The following is a 21858-nucleotide window of genomic DNA, read 5'->3' as shown; positions in this document are numbered from 1 at the left end:
GAATCCTCCGGTTATGCTATATCAGCAGTAATTTGAAAATATTTTATAATCGCTTCTGAAACACCTTGAAGCGAAAAAGTTTTTGGTACAATATGTACTGCAAGCCCTTTTTCTCGTATCGCGCTTTCAGTAGTGGCCCCAATAGCGCAAATGGTACTTGTTCCAAAATACTTATCAGAATCCGTAACACTCATTATTCTAAGAAAATTATTAAACGAAGAAGGACTTGTAAAAATAAAAACGTTAGGATGTTTCTTTTGAATTTTCTTGTGCTCGTTTTTTAAATTGTTCAAGTCGTTTGGAACAACATCATAAACCGGAACTGAATATACTTGTGCGCCAAGTTCAGATAAACCAAGATTCAGATCTCCGCCAGATAGAGAAGAGCCGGGAATAAATATTTTTTTATTTATCAAATCAAATTCTGATAATTTGTCAATCAATCCTTTTGAACTGAATTCATCCGGTATAATATCAACTCTGATTCCAACGGATTCGCATTCATCGGCAGTGCTTTTTCCTACAACAGCTACTTTTGCTTTTGATAGATTCAGCTTTCTTTTAGCAGCGATATCAAAAAAAACTTCGACAGCATTGGCGGATGTAAATACCAGGTAATCAAATTGATTAAACATCCGTAACGCATCATCAAGTTCCGGAGAATTAATTGCCGGTACAATTTTAATCGTCGGGCAAAAAAGTAATTCAGCGCCTTCATGTTTCAAAGCATCTAAATTCTTTTTGCTTTCCAGTTCACTCTTGGTAATAAGTATCGTTTTGTTTCTTAGTGAATTCATTTTGACCGCGCATTATTGTAAACATCTTTCAAAATTGCAGCAACACCTGCTTTTAGTAAATCCTTTGCTAAATTTTGACCAAGTTTTTCCGGATCTGCTTTCGTGCCTCGCATTTTCTTTCTGAAAGTAACCGAACCATCAACTGATCCAACCATCGCATCAAGATATAACCCATTTGTTTTTACTTGTGCAAGTGCGCCGATAGGAACCTGGCAGCCGCCTTCTAAGGATTTCAATAATGCACGTTCAGCGCGAATTGCAACATAAGTTTTTTCATCATGGATTGATTTTAAAACTCTTTCTGCAAGTTTATTATTCTCTTTAATCTCAATTCCTAGAGCGCCTTGTCCAACCGCGGGTAATATTTCATCAGTGCTTATGATACTTGAAATATGCTTGTTCAGTTTCAGTCTTTCAACGCCGGCACGGGCTAAAATTATTGCATCCCACTTAGAGTCTAAAAACTTTTTAATTCTTGTAGGAACATTGCCGCGAAGTTCTTCAATTCTTAAATCAGGACGAAGATGAAGCAATTGAGATCTTCTTCTAAGCGAACCTGTAGCTACAATTGCATTCTCGGGTAGGTTGTTAATTTTGGTTCCCTTTTTACGAGCAATCAGAATATCTTCAACGGGGTGACGTTTAGTAACAGCGGCAAGTTTCAATCCTTTTGGAATTTCAGTCTGTAAATCTTTCAAACTGTGAACAGCAATATCAATTGTTCCTTTCAGCAATTCATTTTCCAATTCTTTTGTGAATAAACCTTTATCGCCAATTTTAGAAAGTGCTACATCAAGAATCTTATCGCCTTTAGTATTTATGATCTTTATTTCTACTGAAAGATCTTTATTTTTTCGTTCCAATTCCTTTTTAATAAAATTAGCTTGCCAGAGTGCAAGTGCACTGCCGCGCGATCCGATCACAAGTTTATTCTTTATCAAAATTCTCCTCAGATTTATTATCATTATTCGATTCATTTCCATTTGACTGCAAATGATCCAGATTAAATAATTCTTTCAAAATCATTGTTTTGGCCGTTACATCATTTATGTTGGCTCCGGTTTCAGCAAACTCTCTCAGTTTGACAGTTGGATTATGAAGAAGCCTACCGATCATTCTGCGTGTCATATCTTCAATCTTTGTGTAATCATCATCACTTACTTTATTCCTAATCTTCTCAAGTTCGTCGTGCCGTATCTCTTCGAAAAAAGAACGCATAGTTTTGATTGTAGGTACAACATCAAGTGTATTATACCAGCCGAAGAACCCTATCATTTCTTCCATAATTATTTTATTTACGAGCGGAATCTGATCGCGCCGCTTCTGTAAATTTTGATCTACAATGATTTTTAGCGAATCCATATCGTGATAAAACACATTATCAATTTTCTTCACTTCCGGATCAATATCGCGTGGAACTGCAATATCCATTAAGACAACAGGTGAACCACGTCTTTTTTTGACAGCAGCTTTAACGTTATCAAAAGAAATTATTAGATTATCGGCGCTTGTTGCACTGATTATAATATCAAAGTTTTGCAGTTGTTCAGCTAGAAATTGAAATGGAATTATTTCCCCATGAACTTTTTCTGCCAATTTTTCTGCACGATCAATTGTTCTGTTACAAATAGCAATTTTGCCAACTCCTTTATCCCGAAGATGAATTGCTGCAAGTTCTCCTGTTTCGCCAGCTCCAATTACAAGCGCAGATTTCTTCTCGAGATTAGCAAAAATCTTTTCAACAACTTGAACAGCCGCGTAACTAACAGTTACAGCGCCTTCTCCTATTGTCGTTTCTTTAATAGCACGTTTTCCAGTCCGGGTTGCCGTATCAAAGATTCGGCGAAGAACAGATCCTGCAAAACTTAAATCCTCCGAAATTTCGAATGCCTCTTTTACCTGTCCCAAAATTTGGCTGTCGCCTATTATCATTGAATCAATTCCAGAAGCTACAGAGAATAAATGTTTAACTGCCCCGCAAGAAAAATATTTTGTAATATGCTGCGGTTGAATGCCCGCACCCGGTTTGAAATCAATAAGTTTTTCTATAAGCTGTGTTGTGTCTAATCCAGAATTTTCAGGAAAGCCGAATATTTCAGTCCGGTTGCACGTTGAAATTACAACTCCTTCAGAAAACAAAGATTCCTTTAAGCGAGGGATGAACTCTACAATTTCATCCCGACTAAGATGGATTGCTTCTCGAAGATCGAGAGGAGAAGTATTATGATTTATTGATATGCCGACTAAATTCATTTTAAAACTTTCAATAAAACGAGTGAAACGTCTTTGCCAATGTGTTCGTAGTTATCAATGATAGTATCGCAACAACAAAACCGATTAATGAAAAAAGAATTACTTTTTTACCATACAAACCGCCTAAAAGTTTACTTAAAATTCCGATTCCGTAAACAAACCAGACGAATAAAGTGCCAATTAATTTTGGATCAAGATAGCTGAAATGCGGGAAGGCGCTCGGAAGCCAAATAATTCCTATAACAATTGCAAATGTTAAAAGTACAAAACCAATTACGGCAGAATAAAAACTGAGCTTTTCTAAAATTTCCAGATTTGGTAATCGATCGAAGATCAAACCGAATTTATTGGTTTTTAAGTTTTTGTAGAGAAGCATATAAAGCAGTCCGTAAACCGCAGAGACCGTAATTCCGGAATATCCCAAAAGTGCGTTGACTACATGAAGTCCAAGAAGACGGTTCCTTAAAACCTCCGGAACTATGTAATTGTGTTCAACAAAGAGAGAAGAAATGGTCTGAAAAAAAAGAGAAAATAAGATAATGAAAGCACCGGTTCCGCGAATATCAGTCAGCAGTTCAAGAACGAAATAAGAGAATCCGATCGAGAAAGCAATTAGAGAAAATATCTCAAATTTATTAGTTATCGGCGGATGGTTATATTCAATTGTTCTAGATATTAAATAAAAAGTATGTAAAAGCAATGTGACGAATAAAACTATTCGCTTGGAATCGCTTATAAACTTCTTCTCATTGAAAAAATCGAAACAGTATATTGCAAATGCAAGTGCATAAAAGAGAGGAAGTAAAAAATTTAGTATATCTATCGATTGAAGCATATATTCTCAAAAAAATTATATGGCTTGTTTTTTGTGATGTCAAAATTATGAAAATCTCACCCCAAAAACTTACAAAAGAAGGGTCGTCAAATACTATTCTTGACGAATTAAGATCTAATTAGTACAAAATGGGGCTCAAAAAGCCAGCTTTCTTAATGTTTTTTGAAACATGAGATTAAAGATGAACTTGTAAGGAAACTTAGAAGTAACTTTTAAATTCATTCAGCAATACTTTGTTATCAATCGGTTTTTGCAGAAACTTTGTTGCGCCGGCAAGCATAGAAATCTGCTCATCTTTCCTTAATGTATAAGCGGTTACAACAATGATTGGCGTAGTTTTATATTCTTCCATCAATCTTAGCTCTTCAATCAGCTGCACACCGTTTTTCCCTTTGCCAAGCCCTAAATCAATTAAGAAGATATCATAATGCGCCGTTTTAAGGGAATCATAAAACTTTGAATCGTTCGTGCATACAGTTATTTCAAAATATTTGGAGAAGATGTTTTCATAGATTATCTGACTTAAATCGTCATCTTCAACAACAATTAATTTTGGCTTTTCCATTGTTTAGAATCTCAGATTTCATTTAAGCAAATATTGATTTTTATAAACTCTATTTATAAACATTCGGTGAAACATTAATTAAAGTTATCTCTTTCATTTTGATCAATCAAGGTTTTTTTTGTTATTGTATTGATCCTCTTCAAGTAAAAGAGTCTTCGAAAGAAAAGAAAAGGAGATGAATTCTTGATATCGTGAATTGGAGATTTGCAAAAAAAAAGCCGCTCGAAAGCGGCTTTGAAAATAAAAATTATTTCAATTTCCGAAGACGTTTATTTTGCCATTCATATGTTTTGTTGCATCAATAATTTTACCGTACTGATCAACAACTCCGGCATGACAAGTTGCACAGCCTTTCAGATCAGCATCCACGTGTCCTTTTGGAGGTAAACCATGACATGTACCGCATGCAGCTTGAGTATTATCAACTTTATTCCATATCGGTTGATAATTGTTTCCCTCAATTTTATCGGCGGTATAAGCGAAAGGATATTGAGAATTAGCTTTTGAAAAAGCAAAACTTCCGTGGCAATAATTGTTGGTACATTTGTAAGTACTCAAATCGTAAGCGGAAGATCCAACTGCGGAATCATATGTCTTGAAAACAACTTCAGCTCTTGCCGTATTATCAATATGTCCAGCAGAATTTAATGTGGCAGGAACGTTATGACATTCGGAACACTTAACGATTCCAATTTTACTACTTTTAAGATGAGAAGCGTGAGCACCAACTCCAGCAAATTTTGTATCAACATCACCTGCAATATCTTTAGGCGGTGCAATGGAAGTAGGATCAGAAAAATTACCATGACAAGTATTGCACGCTTCCGGTCCGCCGGTATTTGTGTGGCAGGTATTGCACGATGGACTTGCAACCTTACCGGCATAATTAGTTCCATGACATGTTTTGCAATTTGTCATATCCCATTTCAATGATGCAATAAATTTTCCATGAAAATTTTGCGAAGCGGGATCAGAAATTCCATTTTGATGAACGGTAATTGTCGTGTGACAACTGCTGCAAGCAGGACTTGCAATTCCACCGGAATAATTAGCTCCATGACATTGGTTACAGTCGCTCATTTTCAAATTCTTTGTCTCAATAAACAAACCATGAAAATATGATGAAGCAGGATCGTTAATTGCCGCTTTGTTCTGGTGAACAGAAATATTTGGATGGCAGTTAACCGAAGCGCAACTTAACATTGCAGTTCCGTCATCGAATTTTGAAGAATGACATTGTTTACAGCTTTCCAATCCTTTCTCTTTTACTGTAACACCGTGAAAACTAATCGAAGCAGGATTTAAGACATCCACGCCATGAAGTGCAAAATTTGACGGGGCAGTCACATCATTTTTTAAATCGCTGCAGGAAGAGAAAATTCCAAGTGAAACGAGTAAGAGCAAATAAAATTTTGTATATCTCATAGTTTATCCAGAAAAAAATTTTTATTTATGACAATAACCGCAGAAGCCGACTCCTTTAATACCACCAGGACGTGCATTAGCATCTGTATGACAAGAATAGCAGACCGATCCTTGGTCTGTATGCCAATCACCTTTTTCCAAATCGGCACCAAAACTTCTTGGATGCGTTTTTGGATTAGTTCCTTTGATTCCATCATTATCAACATGGCAAAGAATGCAATTTTGATCAGCACCTTGAAGATCGTGACATGAAGAACATTGTTCGATATCTCTACGCGCTAGAACTGCATGTTGACCGCCGCCTGTTCCAACGCCAATTGTAACAAAGTTCGGAGCTTTGTGTGATGTTGGAAGAGTTCCTTCAAGTGCAAAGTCGCCGCCTTTAGAATCATGGCATTTAGCGCAGAAGGTCTCTGGCTGATGACATGTCTGGCATTCCGATGTTTTGCCTTTTAAATCAATTCCATGCGTGAATTGATAATTCAAATCATGTACTCTTGTTATATTCTGCTGTTTTGTATTATCAATAAATTTGTGTGGTGAATAAGGTGTATAGAAATCGCGTGAACTATTATTTTCAGTAATCATGGTTGTAGAAACGTGACATGATTCGCAGAATGAATTGTTATGACACATTTGGCATTGAGCATCATCTTTCGTCGCAGTGAACTTATGATTCTTTAAGAAAGATACTTGTTTATGATCTTGTGGAATCAATTTAACGGTTGAGATATGACAAGATTCGCACACGTTTGTTGCTTTTGTAGTTCCGTTATGACAATCATAACAAACCGACATTGCAGGTAAAGCAGAAACCGATTCGAAACTATAATTAACATCCGACAAACCTTTATGGCAAGATTCACAAACCAGTTTCTGATCCGTTAAATGAAATTTATGATTGAAAATCATTTCCGGTTTCTTCTGAATCAGCGGTTCGTTTATATCTTCGTAATGACACTGCTTGCAATTTTTTTCATCATCGACATCATGACAAGTCTCACAGACAGATTTTTCAGGAAGGAGTCGCATATTAAGAGTCGTGCTCTCGGATACTGCGGTATGACATGATGCGCAATCAGTAATATCTTTATGCACTTTGTGCGAAAATTTAATTACATCTTTATTAGTTTTTTCCTGTTCACTGTTTCCGTTCTTGTTAATTGCAGCAATTGTCAAAAAACAAATTAGAAATAGAGATAGGGCGCCGTATAGATATTTTATTTTCATAATATTCTAGAAATTAGTATTAAACCAGTAATTTACTTTGAACAGAATTCTGAAATCATCTTTGTAAATTTTGTTATTGAAATACTGACCCTGAAGATCAAATGATAGATAAGTCCATGGTCTTAAATTTACACCGCCAAGAAGGCTTGTTATAGTATTAACTTCTGAATCTGCTGAGAGTTTGTAATTTGTAAAAGCAATTCCGACTGACGGAGTAATAAAGCCATCGCCGAAAGTGTGTGCTGTATAAATTGAAACCGCATCAAGTTCTCCGGCATATCCGAATGTTTTTCTGTAGCTGAAACTGCCGTATGCTGTTGTGGCTCCAATATTTAATCTTTGAGAACTATCATCATCGTAAATTACGTTTCCATATTTACCAAAAATGGTTATATCCTTATTTAATTTATAGTCAATTCCGCCTTCCATTTCTTGCGAATTGCCGTAATCAAACACAGAAAAAATGGAATTGTATCTGATCTTCGGTTCGCGGTAATTATAATAAGCATCAATACCTAATTCATCTGTGGCTTGAACGCGCCCGTTGACTTCAAATTTAGATGTTGTGCTGAAATTCAAATCGTATTCGTATCGTGTATCAATATTTACTTTCTCATTTAAGAAATATGACGCCTCTGCGGTAAGAAATTTAAATTGATTCGATTTCTGTTCTATAAGTACTTGAATCAAATTTAAATTGGCATCTAACCTCAAAGCCGTGAAATCAAGAGGTTTGAAGTTTTTGTCCATGTAGCTCAATCCAAAATTAAAATGTTCAAGAAAATTCAGATCAATTTTACCACCTAAAACGTAATCATTGCTTAGGTCTGTAGTCATTTGTAATTTTTGATAAGCCGGAACATTTCCGCCGTAAAAACCGGTGATTGAGATACCGGAGTATCTAAATTTTAGATTAACTCCATCATATAATCCGCCGGCAACAGGTGTAAATAAAGGCTGTCTGCCGAGTTTCAATGTGAACAGATCGAATATATCGCGGGCTTCAAGATATAAATTGTAAAATCTCATTCGAGGATCACTATCCAAAGAATTGCTGAGATTCGTTTCAAAGTTCATTCGGGTTCGAAGCGAAATCTTATTATAATTGAAGTTAAGCGATAAGGTTTCGAAATTTCTAATGAATGTATCGGAAGTCTTGAGTGTATCAAATCTCTCGAATGTATAGAATGAAGAAGAGATGCTGCCGTTAAGATTCTGGGCAGAAATCATAAACGGCAGACTAAAAAAGAGAAACAGCAAAAATATTTTTTTCATTTTATGCTCTATAAAATAGAATTAACCTTTAGGTGTTGCATGAGCGATTTTTTTCCACATTTCAGCATACTTGAATTCTTTGAAAGTAGGACTTGCTGAATTATGACATGTCTTACAGAATTTTTCACCTTCTGGAACAGTTAAACCTTTTTTAATTGCTTCTTCTTTGTTTTTCATAACGGACATTGTTTTATATTCTGAACCAGCACCATGACATGTTTCGCATTGTACGCCGTCTTCTTTAAAAGTAGATTCAACTAATGCTTTTTCACCAACATGGCATTTCAAACATTCTGGTGTTTCAGCAGCTTTTTTCCCGCCTTTCTTCATAGCTATTTCATCTGCTTGAGGAGTTAAGAGAACTTTGTATGCCTGAGCGTGTTTGCTTTCAGACCAAATTTTTAATTGTTGCCCTTGTTTTTCGGATTTATGGCACATTCCGCAAGTTTTGCTACCGACAAATTTGGCTTGTGCATTTGTATTTGTCGGCATAAAAAGGTAAGCTGCAACAATAATTAATACGAGAAGAGAAGTTTTGTAATTCATTTTTTCCTCCGTGGAAAGATTGAATGATTGATCTAGAAATTTATTGAATTATATAAAAGAACTTCTTAATCCTATTCTAAAATAGCCCATTTACGATTAATAGGCAACCTCGTAAATCAGATAAAACTATTTATTAAACAATATTTTCTTTTTTCTCAACCTTTTTGTCAAGGTTTTCTTCAACCCAGATTCTTAACTCCGGATCATTATCAATTTCATGTTGAATCACTGATTCCGCATTAAGCCCGTTCTTTTCTAATGTTGAAGTAAATAATAGAGTCGAGTTGCTAACTTTCTTAAGATCTCGAAGACCGCTTTTAAATTCCTTGAATTCAAGAACCAACCGTCTAAAATGTTTTTCATGATGATGGCGGTATGTATGAAGAGACATTTTTCCGTCCATCCAAGTTAGACTCATAGGATATTCATGTGGGTGGAAGATTACAAAGAACCAATGCCATACAATAATTGCAAGTGTTGCTAAAATTGCTTCGTAGAAATGAATTAACTCGCTGACTTTAATTAACCATGTTGGAGCCCAGTTGCCGACAACTGTTGGGAACCATAATATAAATCCGGTTGCACCCATAACAATTGTTCCCCAAATTAATGCCCAATATTCGGCTTTTTCTGTGTAGTCATAAGTATCAAATTTCGGTTTATCTTTTTTCAGGCGCAGATAATAAAGAATATTATCGCGGGCATCGGTTATATCATGAAATTTCGGAATTAAATTTAAGAGAACATCTCTTCCGCGAGGTGTAAATAATAAATAGAATATATGGTATAAACCGCTTGTAATCATAACAACAGCCGCACTGCGGTGAATGTATTGACGTGCTGTTTCGCTCAATCCAAATGTTTGTAATAATTCCGCCCACCAGCTTGCATGGTATTTAAGAGCGAATCCTGTTATTGCTAGTGTAAGAAATGAAGTTAAAAGTAAATAATGCTGGATAACTTCATTCTTTGTAAATCTTGGAATTCTGATTTCTGTTTTCTCATGCCGTCTTTTTTTACGAATCTCATAAACAAAAATTAGAAGGTTATGAAGAATCATACCTCCAATAACTGAAATGATAAGCCAGAAATAAATTGTTCCTACAAAATTTTCAATTTTCGAAGCAACGTTGTCTAATGTTTTGTGAGAATAACTTTTTGCAAATGTATCGGTAGCATTCGGATGGCATTTCTTGCATGTGGCCGTTACGTTTAACTGATTTACGGACGATTCCGGATTATTCTTTGGTAAAATTTTATGTACATTGTGGCAGTCTACACACAACGCAACATCTTTATCGCCACGCAGCATTGCTAAACCATGATAGCTGTCTTCATATTGTTTAACTTGATCACCGGAAATACCAAATCTTTGAGCAATTTTTGGGTTTTGATGACAGATAATACATGTCTGCTGTTGTAGTTTTCTCGCATCTAAACGATTATTAACTGTCTGCATGCTGTGTTCGGAATGACAGTCATTACATACCGGAGCTTCGCGTATTCCTGCTTTTGCTCTTACCCAATGAATTGATTTTTCATATTCATCGGCAATTTCTCTGTGGCATTGTCCGCATGTTTCGGGAATTTCGAAACTGGAAATTGTTGATCCCGGTTGAATTCGATTTTTAATATTATGAACACCATGACAGGTACTGCAATTTGCCGAATTCAATTTTCCTTGTTCTACTAGTTTACCGTGAATAGAGTTCGAATAAAGCACCCCGGGATTTTTTATACTGAAAGAAAATTTTTGGACGAGCTTTGGATTATCATGACACGTTCCGCATGTTGTAGCCAAATTCTTAGGATAGACTTTACTGCTCGGGTCATTTACTTTTTTGATGTCGTGCGAACCATGACAGTTCCAGCACATAGCTGCTTCGTCAATACCTTCACTTAAAGAAATTCCATGAATACTTTCTCTATGTTCTTTTGCGATGGCTGAGTGACACAAATAACAATCTGCCTTTTGTGTTGCACTTACATTTTGCGGATGGTTGCCAAGATTATTGGAAATGTAATTATGGCAATCAGCGCATTCTAAATCTTTATGAACCGATTTTTTGAGCGTTGTATAATCATTTTGTTTATGGCAGCTTATACATTTATTCCCTTCCACAGCTTTAGAATGATATGGATTAGCAAGCACCAAACTGCTTGTATGACACTGCGAACAGTATTCCTTTACTTTCAGTTTATTCTCTTTTGGAGGGGTTTTAATTTCATGAGTGCCGTGGCATTTTTTACAATCGGGAGGATTCTTTACTTTTCCTTTTAAACGATGATGAATATCGCTCTTAACTAGATCTGCATATTCTTCATGACAAGTTTCGCATTTAACCTTTTTGTAATTTTTTTTCTCGGTATGACTTTCATCCTTAATGTTAGTATGGCAGTCCTGGCAGCTGATTACTTCATTATGAACTGATTTTTGAATTACATTCTCATGGCAATCCCCGCACTTAAATTCTTGTGCATACGTATAGCTGCTTAAAAAAAGGAGGATGCTATAGCAAACTAAATTCAAAAAAAACTTTTTCGAAAATGACGACATGAAAAAACTCCGTAAAAAAATATCATTGATATAAGAACAACATTGAATAAATAATTAATAAAATTAAAATTACACCGAGAGTTAATGCTGTAAAGCCGAAAATTCTTGCAGCCCTTCTTAAAAATACAGGCGGTGCATCTCCAAATTTTTTCTGAAGTTCCGGGTCTTGCATTATTATTTCATATTCACGCGGGCGGTCCGACTTTAACTCATCAATATGTACTTTTCCCGTAAAGATAACCGTATCCATTGGAAATTTATCCGGACGAAAGTGAGTATTGAAAAAGTGGTACGTGAATATAAACCCGACAGCAAGAAGAGCTTCGTCGCTATGAACAATTGTTGCAATATTAATAAATGATCCCGGCAAACCGAGATTTGTAAAAAATTCTGGAAACCATAAGATTAATCCGCTCGATCCAATTACGGCAACACCCCAAAAGACTGCCCAATAATCAAATTTTTCCCAGTAAGTCCATCTGCCATATTCCGGGCGCGGACCTTTGCCAAGAAACCATTTCATCGTTGCGATAAATTCTTTTAAATCATTCTTGTTTAGCATTAGTGAATTTTCACCGCGCAGAAGCGATGTAAATTTTGATTTCTTCTTCTTGACCTTCCGGATTAGATAACCAATGTGAAGACCGAAATAAATGAATGTTACAATTGCCGCTACTCGGTGAATGAACCCTGTCACCGCGTAACCGCCCATAATATCAGAAAGCACTTGGAATATTCCGCTTCCCGAAAATTTAATTATCATTCCGGTAATAGCCAGAGAAATAAAACTGGTTATTACTAAGATGTGAAGAAACCTTGAGTAGGCATCAAACCTTTCGTAATATTTACCTTTTTTTGCTTCTATAGTATCACCCATATTACTCTTTTCGTTTTTACTTCAGTTAAATTATCTTTTTGTTAACTAATCTTCTTTGTTATAATGCTCATCAGTCTCTTCTTCTTCAAGTTTTTCATTTTTTCTTTCAATCTCTTTGTTCTTTTTGTTTTCCTTCAAAGCTTTAGGGAACCATAAGATGGTGTGAATACCGAAGAAAGTAAATGTGCCCGTTAAAAGTATTACCATGAACCAAAATGTAAAATAAAGGTAAGGATATTTATCTCTATTATGATGTGTGGCGTGGGTTAAATAACCGACAAACTTTTTATTCGAATTTGGGTGACATTTTTTACAAGTCTCAACAATTTTTCCGCGACTCAATTGCGATGCAGGATTACTCACCGGTAAAATATTATGAGCACCATGGCAGTCATAGCATCTAGCAGCTCTACTAGAGCCAAGTTTAGAAACTTTGCCATGAAATGTTTCGAAATAGCTCTCTGTAACTTTCTCGTGGCACTTGCCGCATTGTACAATTATTGAAGTTTTGAAGTCCTTTAAATCCACCCGATTAATTTCATGTGACAAATGGCAGTCGTTACAAACCGGAAGTTTTTTATCTGTCTTGGTAACATCGGGACTATGAACGCTTTTCTTAAATTCTTCATAAACACCAAGATGACATTGTGCGCAAGTTGTAGCTATATTATTTGGATTTACAGTTGAACGGGGGTCTTTCTTTGGCAACTCTCTGTGGCTTGAATGACAATTTACGCATGTCGCCGTAACTATCAATCCGCTTTGCAATAAACCTTTGCCGTGAATACTTTCTCTATAGTTGGCAACAATTCCTAATTTGCTTTCATCTAAGGCGACCGCAATATTTTTCCCTTCACGGTGACATCTTCCGCAAAGTTCCGGTACATTACGTGCAAAAGTTGGAGATGTGATATTCTTCTTCGACTGAACATTATGCGTCGTGTGACAATCCGAGCAATATGGCGCTAACTTATCGCCGGCAGCGTGTTTTTGTCCATGTAGACTAATGTTATAATCATCAACTTGAGCCGTATGGCAAATAGAACAATCAACTTTTCCGCTATTTAAGCAGACAGGGCTTTTTGAATTACTAATATTTGTATGACATTTAATACAAGAATTTACTTTGTGGGCAGAATTTTTAAATTGCTCACCATCTATATATAGAGAAACTCTTTTTCCATCAACAATTTTAGAAAGATCTTTTTGTGAATGACACTTCATGCACTTATCATCCGGAAAACTATCGTCATAAAAAACTTTACGAATTTTATGCGGAGCGTGGCAATCAATACAAACAGGAATTTTATTTGGTTCTTTTTCCCAGAGTGAACCTCGGATTACTTTTTGGTGAACTTGCTCGATTTGCCGGTGACATTGAGTACACGTTTTTGCGATGTTGTTGCGATTAATTGTTGATAATGGATTTGTATGAGGAAGAATATCATGTGAAGTATGACAGCTTGTACATACTGCCGTTACAATCAACCCGCGTTTAAATAGTCCTTCACCATGAATAGATTCAGTATAATCACTAAGAACTTTCCGTTCTTCTGGATTAACCATCCCGGAAACTTGAGTTCCTTCTTTATGACATTGACCGCAAAGAGCGGGAATGTTCATTACATATGTTCTTGATTTCGGATTTTTAGCAGAAAGAATTTCATGTTTTGTATGACATGAAACACAAGTTGGCGCAATCGATAAACCTTTTTTATATGCTTGTGCATGCAAACTTCTATCATAATGGGAAGACTGGGTTTCATGACATGTTGCACAAACGACTTTATTTAATTTCTCGGAGTGAGGAAGATTATTAGGATCAACATCGGAATGACATCCGGTACAGCTAACTTCCTCGTGAACAGATCCGGCAAATGACTTTCCACTTACAAAAAGGGAAACCTCTTTTCCGTTACGCGTCGTAGTAAATGTTTTATCTCCATGACAGTCAAGACATACTTGGTCATCTTTGCTCTGAGCGGAAATAGAGGAGAGTAAAAAGCTTAATGTGAATATTAATGAAACAAATTTATTCATATATTTTTCTTGTAGGGCTGAGAAGTAATGTTCAAAAATTAAGTTCATTTACCTTTTTGAAGCGACTATAATTCAACTTCAGATAAGAATATTGAGAAAATTTAGTTACAAAGTCGCAAAAATTAGCGAAAAATCAAATATTACATGCTAATATCAGATAAAAGACTCTAATGTCTCTAGTTAAAATATTCAGTTCGTATGACTTTGTCAACGCTCAAAAAAAGAAAAAGGAGAAAGAGTTACCTCTTTCTCCTTCAAGTTTGTAACCCTAAAAATTATTATTTTTTAAAAAATTCTCCTGTAATGATGTACCATTCCTTTTCTTCCAGATTTTCAAGTTGTCCCCAGTACATTTCATAATTTTCAGCTTTGTTTCCATCACTCTTTATAAAATCCTTTATACGTTTATTGTACGTCTCTATTTCATCCTGAAAATAATTAACCGCATTTTTGCCAATTTTGAGCTGAGTTAGTTCTGTATCCAATTTGTCAGCATCAATGATGCAGATCCAATTTTTTTCGTACGTTGAATAATCTAATGCTGAAAGATTATCGGCTAATTCTTGATTAACTTTAGCTACCTGTCCGCTTATTGGAGAATTAAATTGAATCGATTTTTTCCCTTGTTTAATAATGAATAATGGCTGTCCTTTCGTGATTCCCATACCAAGATTTGGTAATTCGATGTCATCAATTTTGCCGATTAATTTTTTTGCGAAATCATCTAATCCAATTCGAACTGTTCCATCCTGCGCAATCGCTGCCCAGCAATGTCCTTCGGAGATAAAAACACCGCCCGGAATCGAAAACTCACCAACGTTTAATGTATCTTCTTCAGTTAAATGAGTAATATGAACACGCGGTTTAAGTTGTTTATGAATTCTTTCTTGTCTCTTCACCAAAGATTTTTGAGTAAATGCCAACAATTCGTCTTCTGTAAATGGTTTCTGAACATAATCCATTGCACCAAACTTCATGCAATCGACAGCAGTTTCAACAGTTGCATAACCGGTGATAATTATAACATCAATATCCGGTCTAAGGAATTTCACTTTTTTGGTTACTTCAACTCCGTCCATTTCAGGCATCTTTAAATCTGTGAAAACAAAATCGTAATGATGGGATTTTATCAAATTCAATGCATGAAAGCCGGAAGTAACAGTATCAACCGAGTAACCGTCGAGTACAAGAATTTTTCTAAAACTGTCGAGAATAATATCTTCGTCATCAACACATAAAATTTTTGCTTTTGGATTTGGCACTTCGGCACGTTTAAGCGAAACTGCTTCCTGGCTCAAATCAAGGCTGATACTTTCATCTAATATTGCTTCTCGTTCTTTACGGGTTTTCTTCTCATTTACTGTTTTTATCGCAAATCTTATAATAACATCGGCAATGATAAAAACTATTACTGCTAGAATAAAAAGCGGCATAATTATTTCTCCTTGAATTAATAAACTTTATTTATGTTCTATCTGAACTGCATGGAATTAATAATTTCATTTCATAATCGAGCTCAGTTGGAATAATTCTATAAATCCATCCTTCAAAATAAGGGTCTTTTTCTAAGAGTTCCGGTTCATTTAATAATCTTTCGTTCTTTGCAATTACTGTTCCGCTAATTACCGAATAGAGCTGGTGAATTAATCCGTCTTCTGTAAAAAATTTTACAGCCGGTGAAGCTTGTAATAAAACTTCGTTTGCATCAAGAAGCTCTATCTTTTTTATTTGCTCGATCGTTTTTATAAAAAAATCTGTTGCACCGATTAAAACCGAACCATCAAAATCTTTATTCATCCAGCTTGAATAACCAAGTCGGTAATATTTTGCGGGACATGGAACCGGTTGAAGAGAATTTTCATCTGTTTTTCTGAGTCTAATGATAGAACTATAATTCATTCCACGACGAATAACACTTACCATTTCATCAATGGAAAAAGGTTTGGGAATGAATTCAATTGCGCCGGTATATAACGATTTAACCGCATTTTCTATTGTCGAAAAGCCCGTAGTCATTATAACCGGAATATCGATTCGTTTACTTTCAAGTTCTGATAAGAATTGAAAACCATCCATAAATGGAAGCATAATATCACAGATTATAAGATCAAAATCTTCGTCATTAATCTTTGCAAGTGCTGATTTTGCATCCATCACAGAATCGAAAGAATAATTTTCCAATTGAGCGATTTTTGAAACCGAATCGATTACAACTTGTTCGTCATCAATGATCAATATGTTTTTGTGTTCTTTCATTAAATATTTCTAATTGGTTCTCCCTGAGGAAGTCTGATAGAAAAAGTTGAACCTTTACCTACTTCACTCTGAACTGAAATTGATCCGTTATGATTATCAATTATTCCCCAGATAACAGAAAGCCCCAGACCAGTACCGCGTTGACCTTTAGTAGTAAAAAACGGTTCGAAAATTTTTGAAATGTTTTCCGGAGGAATTCCGCATCCAGTATCTTTGATTTCTATTTGAACAAATTTTCTTTCTCCGGCTCGGTCAATCAAATCCCATTTTTGCCAGTCATCAGCAAAAGATGCGCAGCCTTCTATAAATCCTTGGTTTGGAATTTGAATTTTGTAAACCGGTCCTCCGCAATGAGGACATTTACTATTTCTATCTATAAAAGAGATATCACAGACTGGGCAAGAAAGATTAATCGCGTTATTTTTGTCATGAGAAATGCCGAAGTAGTGATTATGATTTCCATATATCGGGTCAAGATGAACAAAACCTTCATTGGTTCCGGACTTAATTTTTATTTTCAGCGAAGACATTCCGCCGATTTTATAAGCGGAATCAATCAGATTATGGTTCTTGGTGCAGACAGCATTTTTAATTTGTGTTATTCCTTTTGGAGACAAACTTATTTGCGAAGTTGAAACTGTTATTGAACCATTGTTGTTGCCAATTGAATCAATTGCATTCACAAATAGATTAAGAAATACCTGCTGAATTTGATTTGCGTCTATTGTGATTTTTGGAAGAGTACTGTCGAAATTTTTAATAAGAGAAATACGGTTGATCTTTAACTGATTTTTAATGACGGCATCGGCTCTGTTAATTATCTCATTCACATCAATCAAACTTTTTTTAGGAGTTGATTGGCGTGCAAAATCCAACAAACCTTTTACAATTTCACGGCAGCGAATAGTTTCTCTAACTATTACATTTAAATCTTCCTGCATTTGCGGATTATCTTTAGTTCTTTTTAATAGGAAACTGCTGTATGTAAGAACACCGGTAAGCGGATTATTTATTTCGTGTGCAACACCGGCTGCAAGCTGACCCAGAGATGCCATCTTGGTTGATTGATACAACTGCTGACTTGTCTCATCAAGTTTTTTAATCATATTGTTGAACGATTTGCTGAGTGTACCAAGTTCGTCCTTGCTCAAATCCTTGATTATATAATTCAAATTACCGGCAGCTACTTGATCCGTTGCTTTTATCAATTCTTTTACCGGATGATCTACCCAGCGTTTTACGAATAAACCAATTATAAAACCGATTGCGGTAATTGCAATAATTGCAAAAAGCAATTCTCTAATTTCATTCTGCCGAATTTGTTCATCAACTTCAGCTAATGAAATAGTTATATCAAGAACGCCTAATACTTTTGCATTTGACGAATGTGCATGACAGTCTGCTTCCGAGCAAGATTTTTCATTATAGATCGGATTAATTATTCCAAGTATGCGGCTTGAATCCGGATTCGGTTTGAAAATTCTTGTCCGATCTTTAATAGAAAGTTTTTCAAGTGCTTTGTTTTCGGCGTGACAAGCGTAACAACTTTCCGCACGTTTATCAAGCATCTTGCCAATATCATCTTTGTGAGCCGAGTAAATTATAGCTCCTTCTTTGTTAAGGATCCGGACATTGTTGATTGCCGGATCTTTTCCAATTCTATCAATTATCTCTTGAACAAGATCGCGTGAATTAAGAAGCATCACATTTCTGGTTGCATTCTTAACCGATTCGCTCAGCTGATTTGAATGACGCTTAACCTCTGAAATTAAAACATCGCTTTGCGATTTTACATTGAAGTATGAATAAACTCCTATGATTATTACCGCGGTGATGCTTACAACCCAAATCAGTTTTAAGCTGATCTTGCTAAATAATTTTTTTACACGTTTCATCAATTCTTCTTAACAAGTTTACCTGGAATATTTTTCGGATATGATTTATCTTCATGACAATTTGTACAAATCGGTTTAGTATAATTCTTTTCCTGATGACAATCTGTACATTCCAAAGCCAAATGTGTTTCATCAAGCACAACACCTGTAACTTTATGCTGAAAGTTCGCTTGCGTCCATTTGCCGTGACAATTTATACAATCTTTGCTGATACCTGTGAATTTTCCTTTTTCAACATGGCACGTATTGCAAGAAACTTTCGAATGGAATTTTAGAATATCAAATCCGGTAATTTCTTTATGATTAAATCCTTCTTTTACAGAGTTTGAATGACAACTGCTGCAGTTCGTTTTTGTATTATGACAAGTTGCGCACAAGAGATGTTTCTGTTCTGTAGTTTTAACTTTCAGTGCGACCGTCTGTGTTTTTGTGTGACATTTCACGCAACTTTCATTCGAGTGGCAGCTCTGGCATTCCAATCCGAACAAGTCTATATGCTGAGAATGATAAAAAGTCACCATTTTACCAGATGCCTTTGGCGTATCAAATTTAATAGTAGTTGGTGTTATGATCTTTGGATGAATACGTTTCGCGCTTTTATCTTCTACTAATTGAGCTTGCGATTTTTTAGAAGCTCCGTTTTGTTGATGACATTCAACGCAATCAGTTTTACCGCTCCATGAACGATGACACGTCATGCATAAGCGATGGTATGCGCCTTTCAAATCCGGCTTACTTACATCGACCCGTTTTCTAGTTAATTCATGACAATCGGAACACCCGATTACTTGTCCGGGCGGATTGTAGTGATGACACATTTTACATCCACCAGCCATTCCACTCATTTCCGCATGAAGCCGGTGAGTAAAGACTACGGGCGCATAAATATCCGACTGCTTTTTGAATTTATCTATTGTCAAAATAGCCGGGCCATCTTCCGGAGATTGATCAATGGATACCATTTTTTCACGTGGGCAAGGAAGAATGCACGGATTCTCTTTTGTCGGTATATCGCAAGAGTGACAAGTTTTACATGAAATTCCGTTAAGATTCGGATGTACTTGTTTTTTAGTCTGTGCATTCAAAATGAATGAACAAAAGAAAATGATAATTAAAATTTTCGTTTTCATCGCGCGCCTCCTCTAACTGAATATTTTGTTTTTTTAGGTAACATTCCAGGCACGCTAACAATTGGAAAAATCATTACCGCTATTCTGAAGAGAAGAACTTCCATTGCAATGAAACCCACTGTTACAGAAATTTCCCCAAAGGATGGAAAATATGAATGAACTTCATATGGAGGAGTATACGCAACTAAAAAATTATTTAATCGATTTAGAAATACTCCGAAAATTACAAGGAATGATGCTATCATTAATCCAACTGGAGATTTTGCAACCTGACGCGACATGAACATTCTTAATGGAATGATAACACCAAATAATAATTCAATTGTATACATCACACTTGCAGAAGTAATTGTTGTAAGGTAAACAAACGTTCCTCTAATCATCATATCCCCAATTTTAAATGCAAGGTAAACTCCAAGTAAAGGTGCAACCATACTTCCTAATTCAGATAGAATTGGTGTCTCCGGCTTTAATCCAAATGAACGGGAAGTTATTACCGATTCGAAAATAACCATTGGCAATCCTACCGAAATTGCGGAAAGTAAAAAGAGAAGCGGAAGAATTGGAGTCTGCCATAATGGATGCATTTTCGGTCCTGCAATTACCATTAATGTTCCCAGAGATGATTGATGCAAACATGAAAGTACAACGCCTGCAATGATGAATATGAACATGGTTTTATCCAATGCCTTATCTAGTACCCGCAATAATTTATCGAGAGGATTGCTGAAGCGTTTTAACATACCAGGTAGATTTACTCTTCCAATAAATCTTTCACAGACTATTGGTAAAAATTCAATGTATAGAACTGTTAAATAAATCATTACACATATACCGACCTCAAATAGAACAGAACTTCCATTCCACATTATTAACGGGTGCCATATAAAATAAGGTCGTCCAAGATCAATCATTACACTTACGGCAACGAACGTATATCCAAGAGCTGCCGTTAAAAGTGCGGGGCGAATGATTGCGTGATATTGGTCTTTGTGCATTATATGTCCTAATGCTGCGGTTGTAAAGCCACCTGCTGCAAGAGCAACTCCTGCCGCAACGTCAAGACCAATCCAGATTCCCCAAGGATGTTGATTATCCAAATTTGTAACGGCGCCTATTCCAAATACAAATCTAGCTAGTAAAAAAATTACTCCGTTAAGAACAAGTACAGCTAAGCCAATAACTATTGGTGTAAAATATTTCTTTTTCATTGGTGTTGGTTTGAATTCTTCCATAATTATATCTCCGCCTCGTTCTCGGTTTTCTTTTTATTTTTATTGATCCACATAACTCCGCCCAGCAGCGCATATAGAGCTACAGGTGGAACAAAGTAAGCAAAGATACCATGTTGAATTGCTTCACTTACTCCTGGAGCCGGATCTTTACCGAGTTTCGGAAAATCTAATTGTTCAAACTCTTTACTTGCCAAATATATCCATGAAGTGCCGCCTACTTCGGTCTCACCATAAACACGATTGACATAACGACTTGGATAGTTTTTAATTCTTTGATGCGCGGCTCTAATCAAATCTTCTCGTGTGCCGTAGGTAATTGCTTCGACGGGACAAATTTCTGTACATGCAGGAAGTTTACCTTCTTTCGTTCGCTCAAAACAAAAATCGCATTTCTTTATATCCGGCTTAAGTGCTTTGCTAAATTCAAACGCTGGAACCTGGAATGGACATGCAACCATGCAGTAGCGGCATCCTATGCATTTGTCAGTATCCCATATTACAGAACCGTTTTCTTGTTTTGAAAAAGCTCCAACTATACATGCAGAAACACATGCCGGGTGATCGCAGTGCATACATTGCACTTTCACATTGATCGGAAATTTATCTTGATCATCATTATGATATTGATTAACTACAGTTAGCGCTGTTTCATCTGGTCTTCTCATTTTATTAAAAACGCTTCTGTCGTCATAAGTGTCTATAGAGGGAGTTTCTAAATTGTGAGCTGTCTTACAAGCCCATTCACATTTTCGGCATCCTATACAAACTGTTGTGTCAACTAATACACCCATCCTATCTTCCGATAAAACATTCTTTGGTGCTGCTTTAGTTTTTGATGATAATCCTGCTACTGCTGTTCCAGCAATGGCGGCTGTTTTTAAGAAGTCGCGCCGGGAAAAATTTGCCATCCTAACCTCCTGTAAATGAATCTTCTTTCTTCAG

At 36.0% G+C, this 21858-nt stretch carries 18 protein-coding genes; all 18 read right to left on the bottom strand.

The genetic code is table 11. The features are described 5' to 3' along the window. Positions 1 to 11: 11 nt before the first annotated feature. A complete protein-coding gene (locus NTX65_06270; GenBank protein ID MCX6168922.1) occupies positions 12 to 797 on the bottom strand; it encodes a uroporphyrinogen-III synthase in 786 nt (261 codons plus the stop codon). After that, positions 794 to 1738: a hydroxymethylbilane synthase gene (gene hemC / locus NTX65_06265; GenBank protein ID MCX6168921.1), complete on the bottom strand. Its 945-nt coding sequence runs from the start codon at positions 1736 to 1738 to the stop codon at positions 794 to 796. Before hemC ends, NTX65_06270 begins: the two co-directional genes overlap by 4 nt. After that, positions 1725 to 3050: a glutamyl-tRNA reductase gene (gene hemA, locus NTX65_06260; GenBank protein ID MCX6168920.1), complete on the bottom strand. Its 1326-nt coding sequence runs from the start codon at positions 3048 to 3050 to the stop codon at positions 1725 to 1727. The genes hemC and hemA overlap by 14 nt, the downstream gene beginning before the upstream one ends. 10 nt (positions 3051 to 3060) lie before the next feature. Further along, positions 3061 to 3885, bottom strand: coding sequence for a cytochrome c biogenesis protein CcsA (ccsA, locus tag NTX65_06255; protein MCX6168919.1), 825 nt, complete (start codon positions 3883 to 3885; stop codon positions 3061 to 3063). 199 nt (positions 3886 to 4084) lie between these two features. Continuing rightward, positions 4085 to 4450 (bottom strand): response regulator, encoded by a 366-nt coding sequence (locus tag NTX65_06250; protein MCX6168918.1) that lies wholly within the window; start codon positions 4448 to 4450, stop codon positions 4085 to 4087. A 252-nt stretch (positions 4451 to 4702) separates the two neighbouring features. Further along, a complete protein-coding gene (locus NTX65_06245) occupies positions 4703 to 5875 on the bottom strand; it encodes a hypothetical protein (GenBank protein ID MCX6168917.1) in 1173 nt (390 codons plus the stop codon). Positions 5876 to 5896: 21 nt separating this feature from the next. Further along, positions 5897 to 7105: a cytochrome c3 family protein gene (locus NTX65_06240; GenBank protein ID MCX6168916.1), complete on the bottom strand. Its 1209-nt coding sequence runs from the start codon at positions 7103 to 7105 to the stop codon at positions 5897 to 5899. A gap of 6 nt (positions 7106 to 7111) precedes the next feature. Continuing rightward, a complete protein-coding gene (locus NTX65_06235; protein ID MCX6168915.1) occupies positions 7112 to 8380 on the bottom strand; it encodes a hypothetical protein in 1269 nt (422 codons plus the stop codon). A gap of 21 nt (positions 8381 to 8401) precedes the next feature. After that, complete coding sequence (locus tag NTX65_06230) at positions 8402 to 8926, bottom strand: cytochrome c family protein (protein MCX6168914.1); 525 nt, start codon at positions 8924 to 8926, stop codon at positions 8402 to 8404. Positions 8927 to 9059: 133 nt separating this feature from the next. Beyond that, entirely contained in the window at positions 9060 to 11483 is a 2424-nt protein-coding gene (locus tag NTX65_06225; protein ID MCX6168913.1) for a cytochrome c3 family protein, read from the bottom strand. Between the two features lie 22 nt (positions 11484 to 11505). After that, on the bottom strand, positions 11506 to 12360 hold the full coding sequence (locus NTX65_06220; protein MCX6168912.1) for a cytochrome b/b6 domain-containing protein: 855 nt from the start codon (positions 12358 to 12360) through the stop codon (positions 11506 to 11508). Between the two features lie 45 nt (positions 12361 to 12405). Next, positions 12406 to 14400, bottom strand: a complete 1995-nt coding sequence (locus NTX65_06215; protein MCX6168911.1) for a cytochrome c3 family protein — start codon at positions 14398 to 14400, stop codon at positions 12406 to 12408. Between the two features lie 278 nt (positions 14401 to 14678). After that, the gene (locus NTX65_06210; protein ID MCX6168910.1) at positions 14679 to 15833 is read right to left on the bottom strand and encodes a response regulator; all 1155 of its coding nucleotides are present in this window, start codon (positions 15831 to 15833) and stop codon (positions 14679 to 14681) included. A gap of 31 nt (positions 15834 to 15864) precedes the next feature. Next, entirely contained in the window at positions 15865 to 16656 is a 792-nt protein-coding gene (locus NTX65_06205) for a response regulator (GenBank protein ID MCX6168909.1), read from the bottom strand. Then, positions 16656 to 18551, bottom strand: a complete 1896-nt coding sequence (locus NTX65_06200) for an ATP-binding protein (protein ID MCX6168908.1) — start codon at positions 18549 to 18551, stop codon at positions 16656 to 16658. The genes NTX65_06205 and NTX65_06200 overlap by 1 nt, the downstream gene beginning before the upstream one ends. Then, positions 18551 to 19681, bottom strand: coding sequence for a cytochrome c3 family protein (locus tag NTX65_06195; protein MCX6168907.1), 1131 nt, complete (start codon positions 19679 to 19681; stop codon positions 18551 to 18553). The genes NTX65_06200 and NTX65_06195 overlap by 1 nt, the downstream gene beginning before the upstream one ends. Next, the gene (hybB, locus tag NTX65_06190) at positions 19678 to 20916 is read right to left on the bottom strand and encodes a Ni/Fe-hydrogenase cytochrome b subunit (GenBank protein MCX6168906.1); all 1239 of its coding nucleotides are present in this window, start codon (positions 20914 to 20916) and stop codon (positions 19678 to 19680) included. Before hybB ends, NTX65_06195 begins: the two co-directional genes overlap by 4 nt. Before the next feature lie 2 nt (positions 20917 to 20918). Further along, positions 20919 to 21824: a 4Fe-4S dicluster domain-containing protein gene (locus NTX65_06185; protein MCX6168905.1), complete on the bottom strand. Its 906-nt coding sequence runs from the start codon at positions 21822 to 21824 to the stop codon at positions 20919 to 20921. Between the last annotated feature and the right edge of the window lie 34 nt (positions 21825 to 21858).

Source organism: Ignavibacteriales bacterium (assembly GCA_026390795.1).
Lineage (GTDB): Bacteria > Bacteroidota > Ignavibacteria > Ignavibacteriales > Melioribacteraceae > Fen-1258.
Note: the sequence above shows the minus strand (reverse complement) of the source record. Positions and strands in the feature narration are given on the sequence as shown.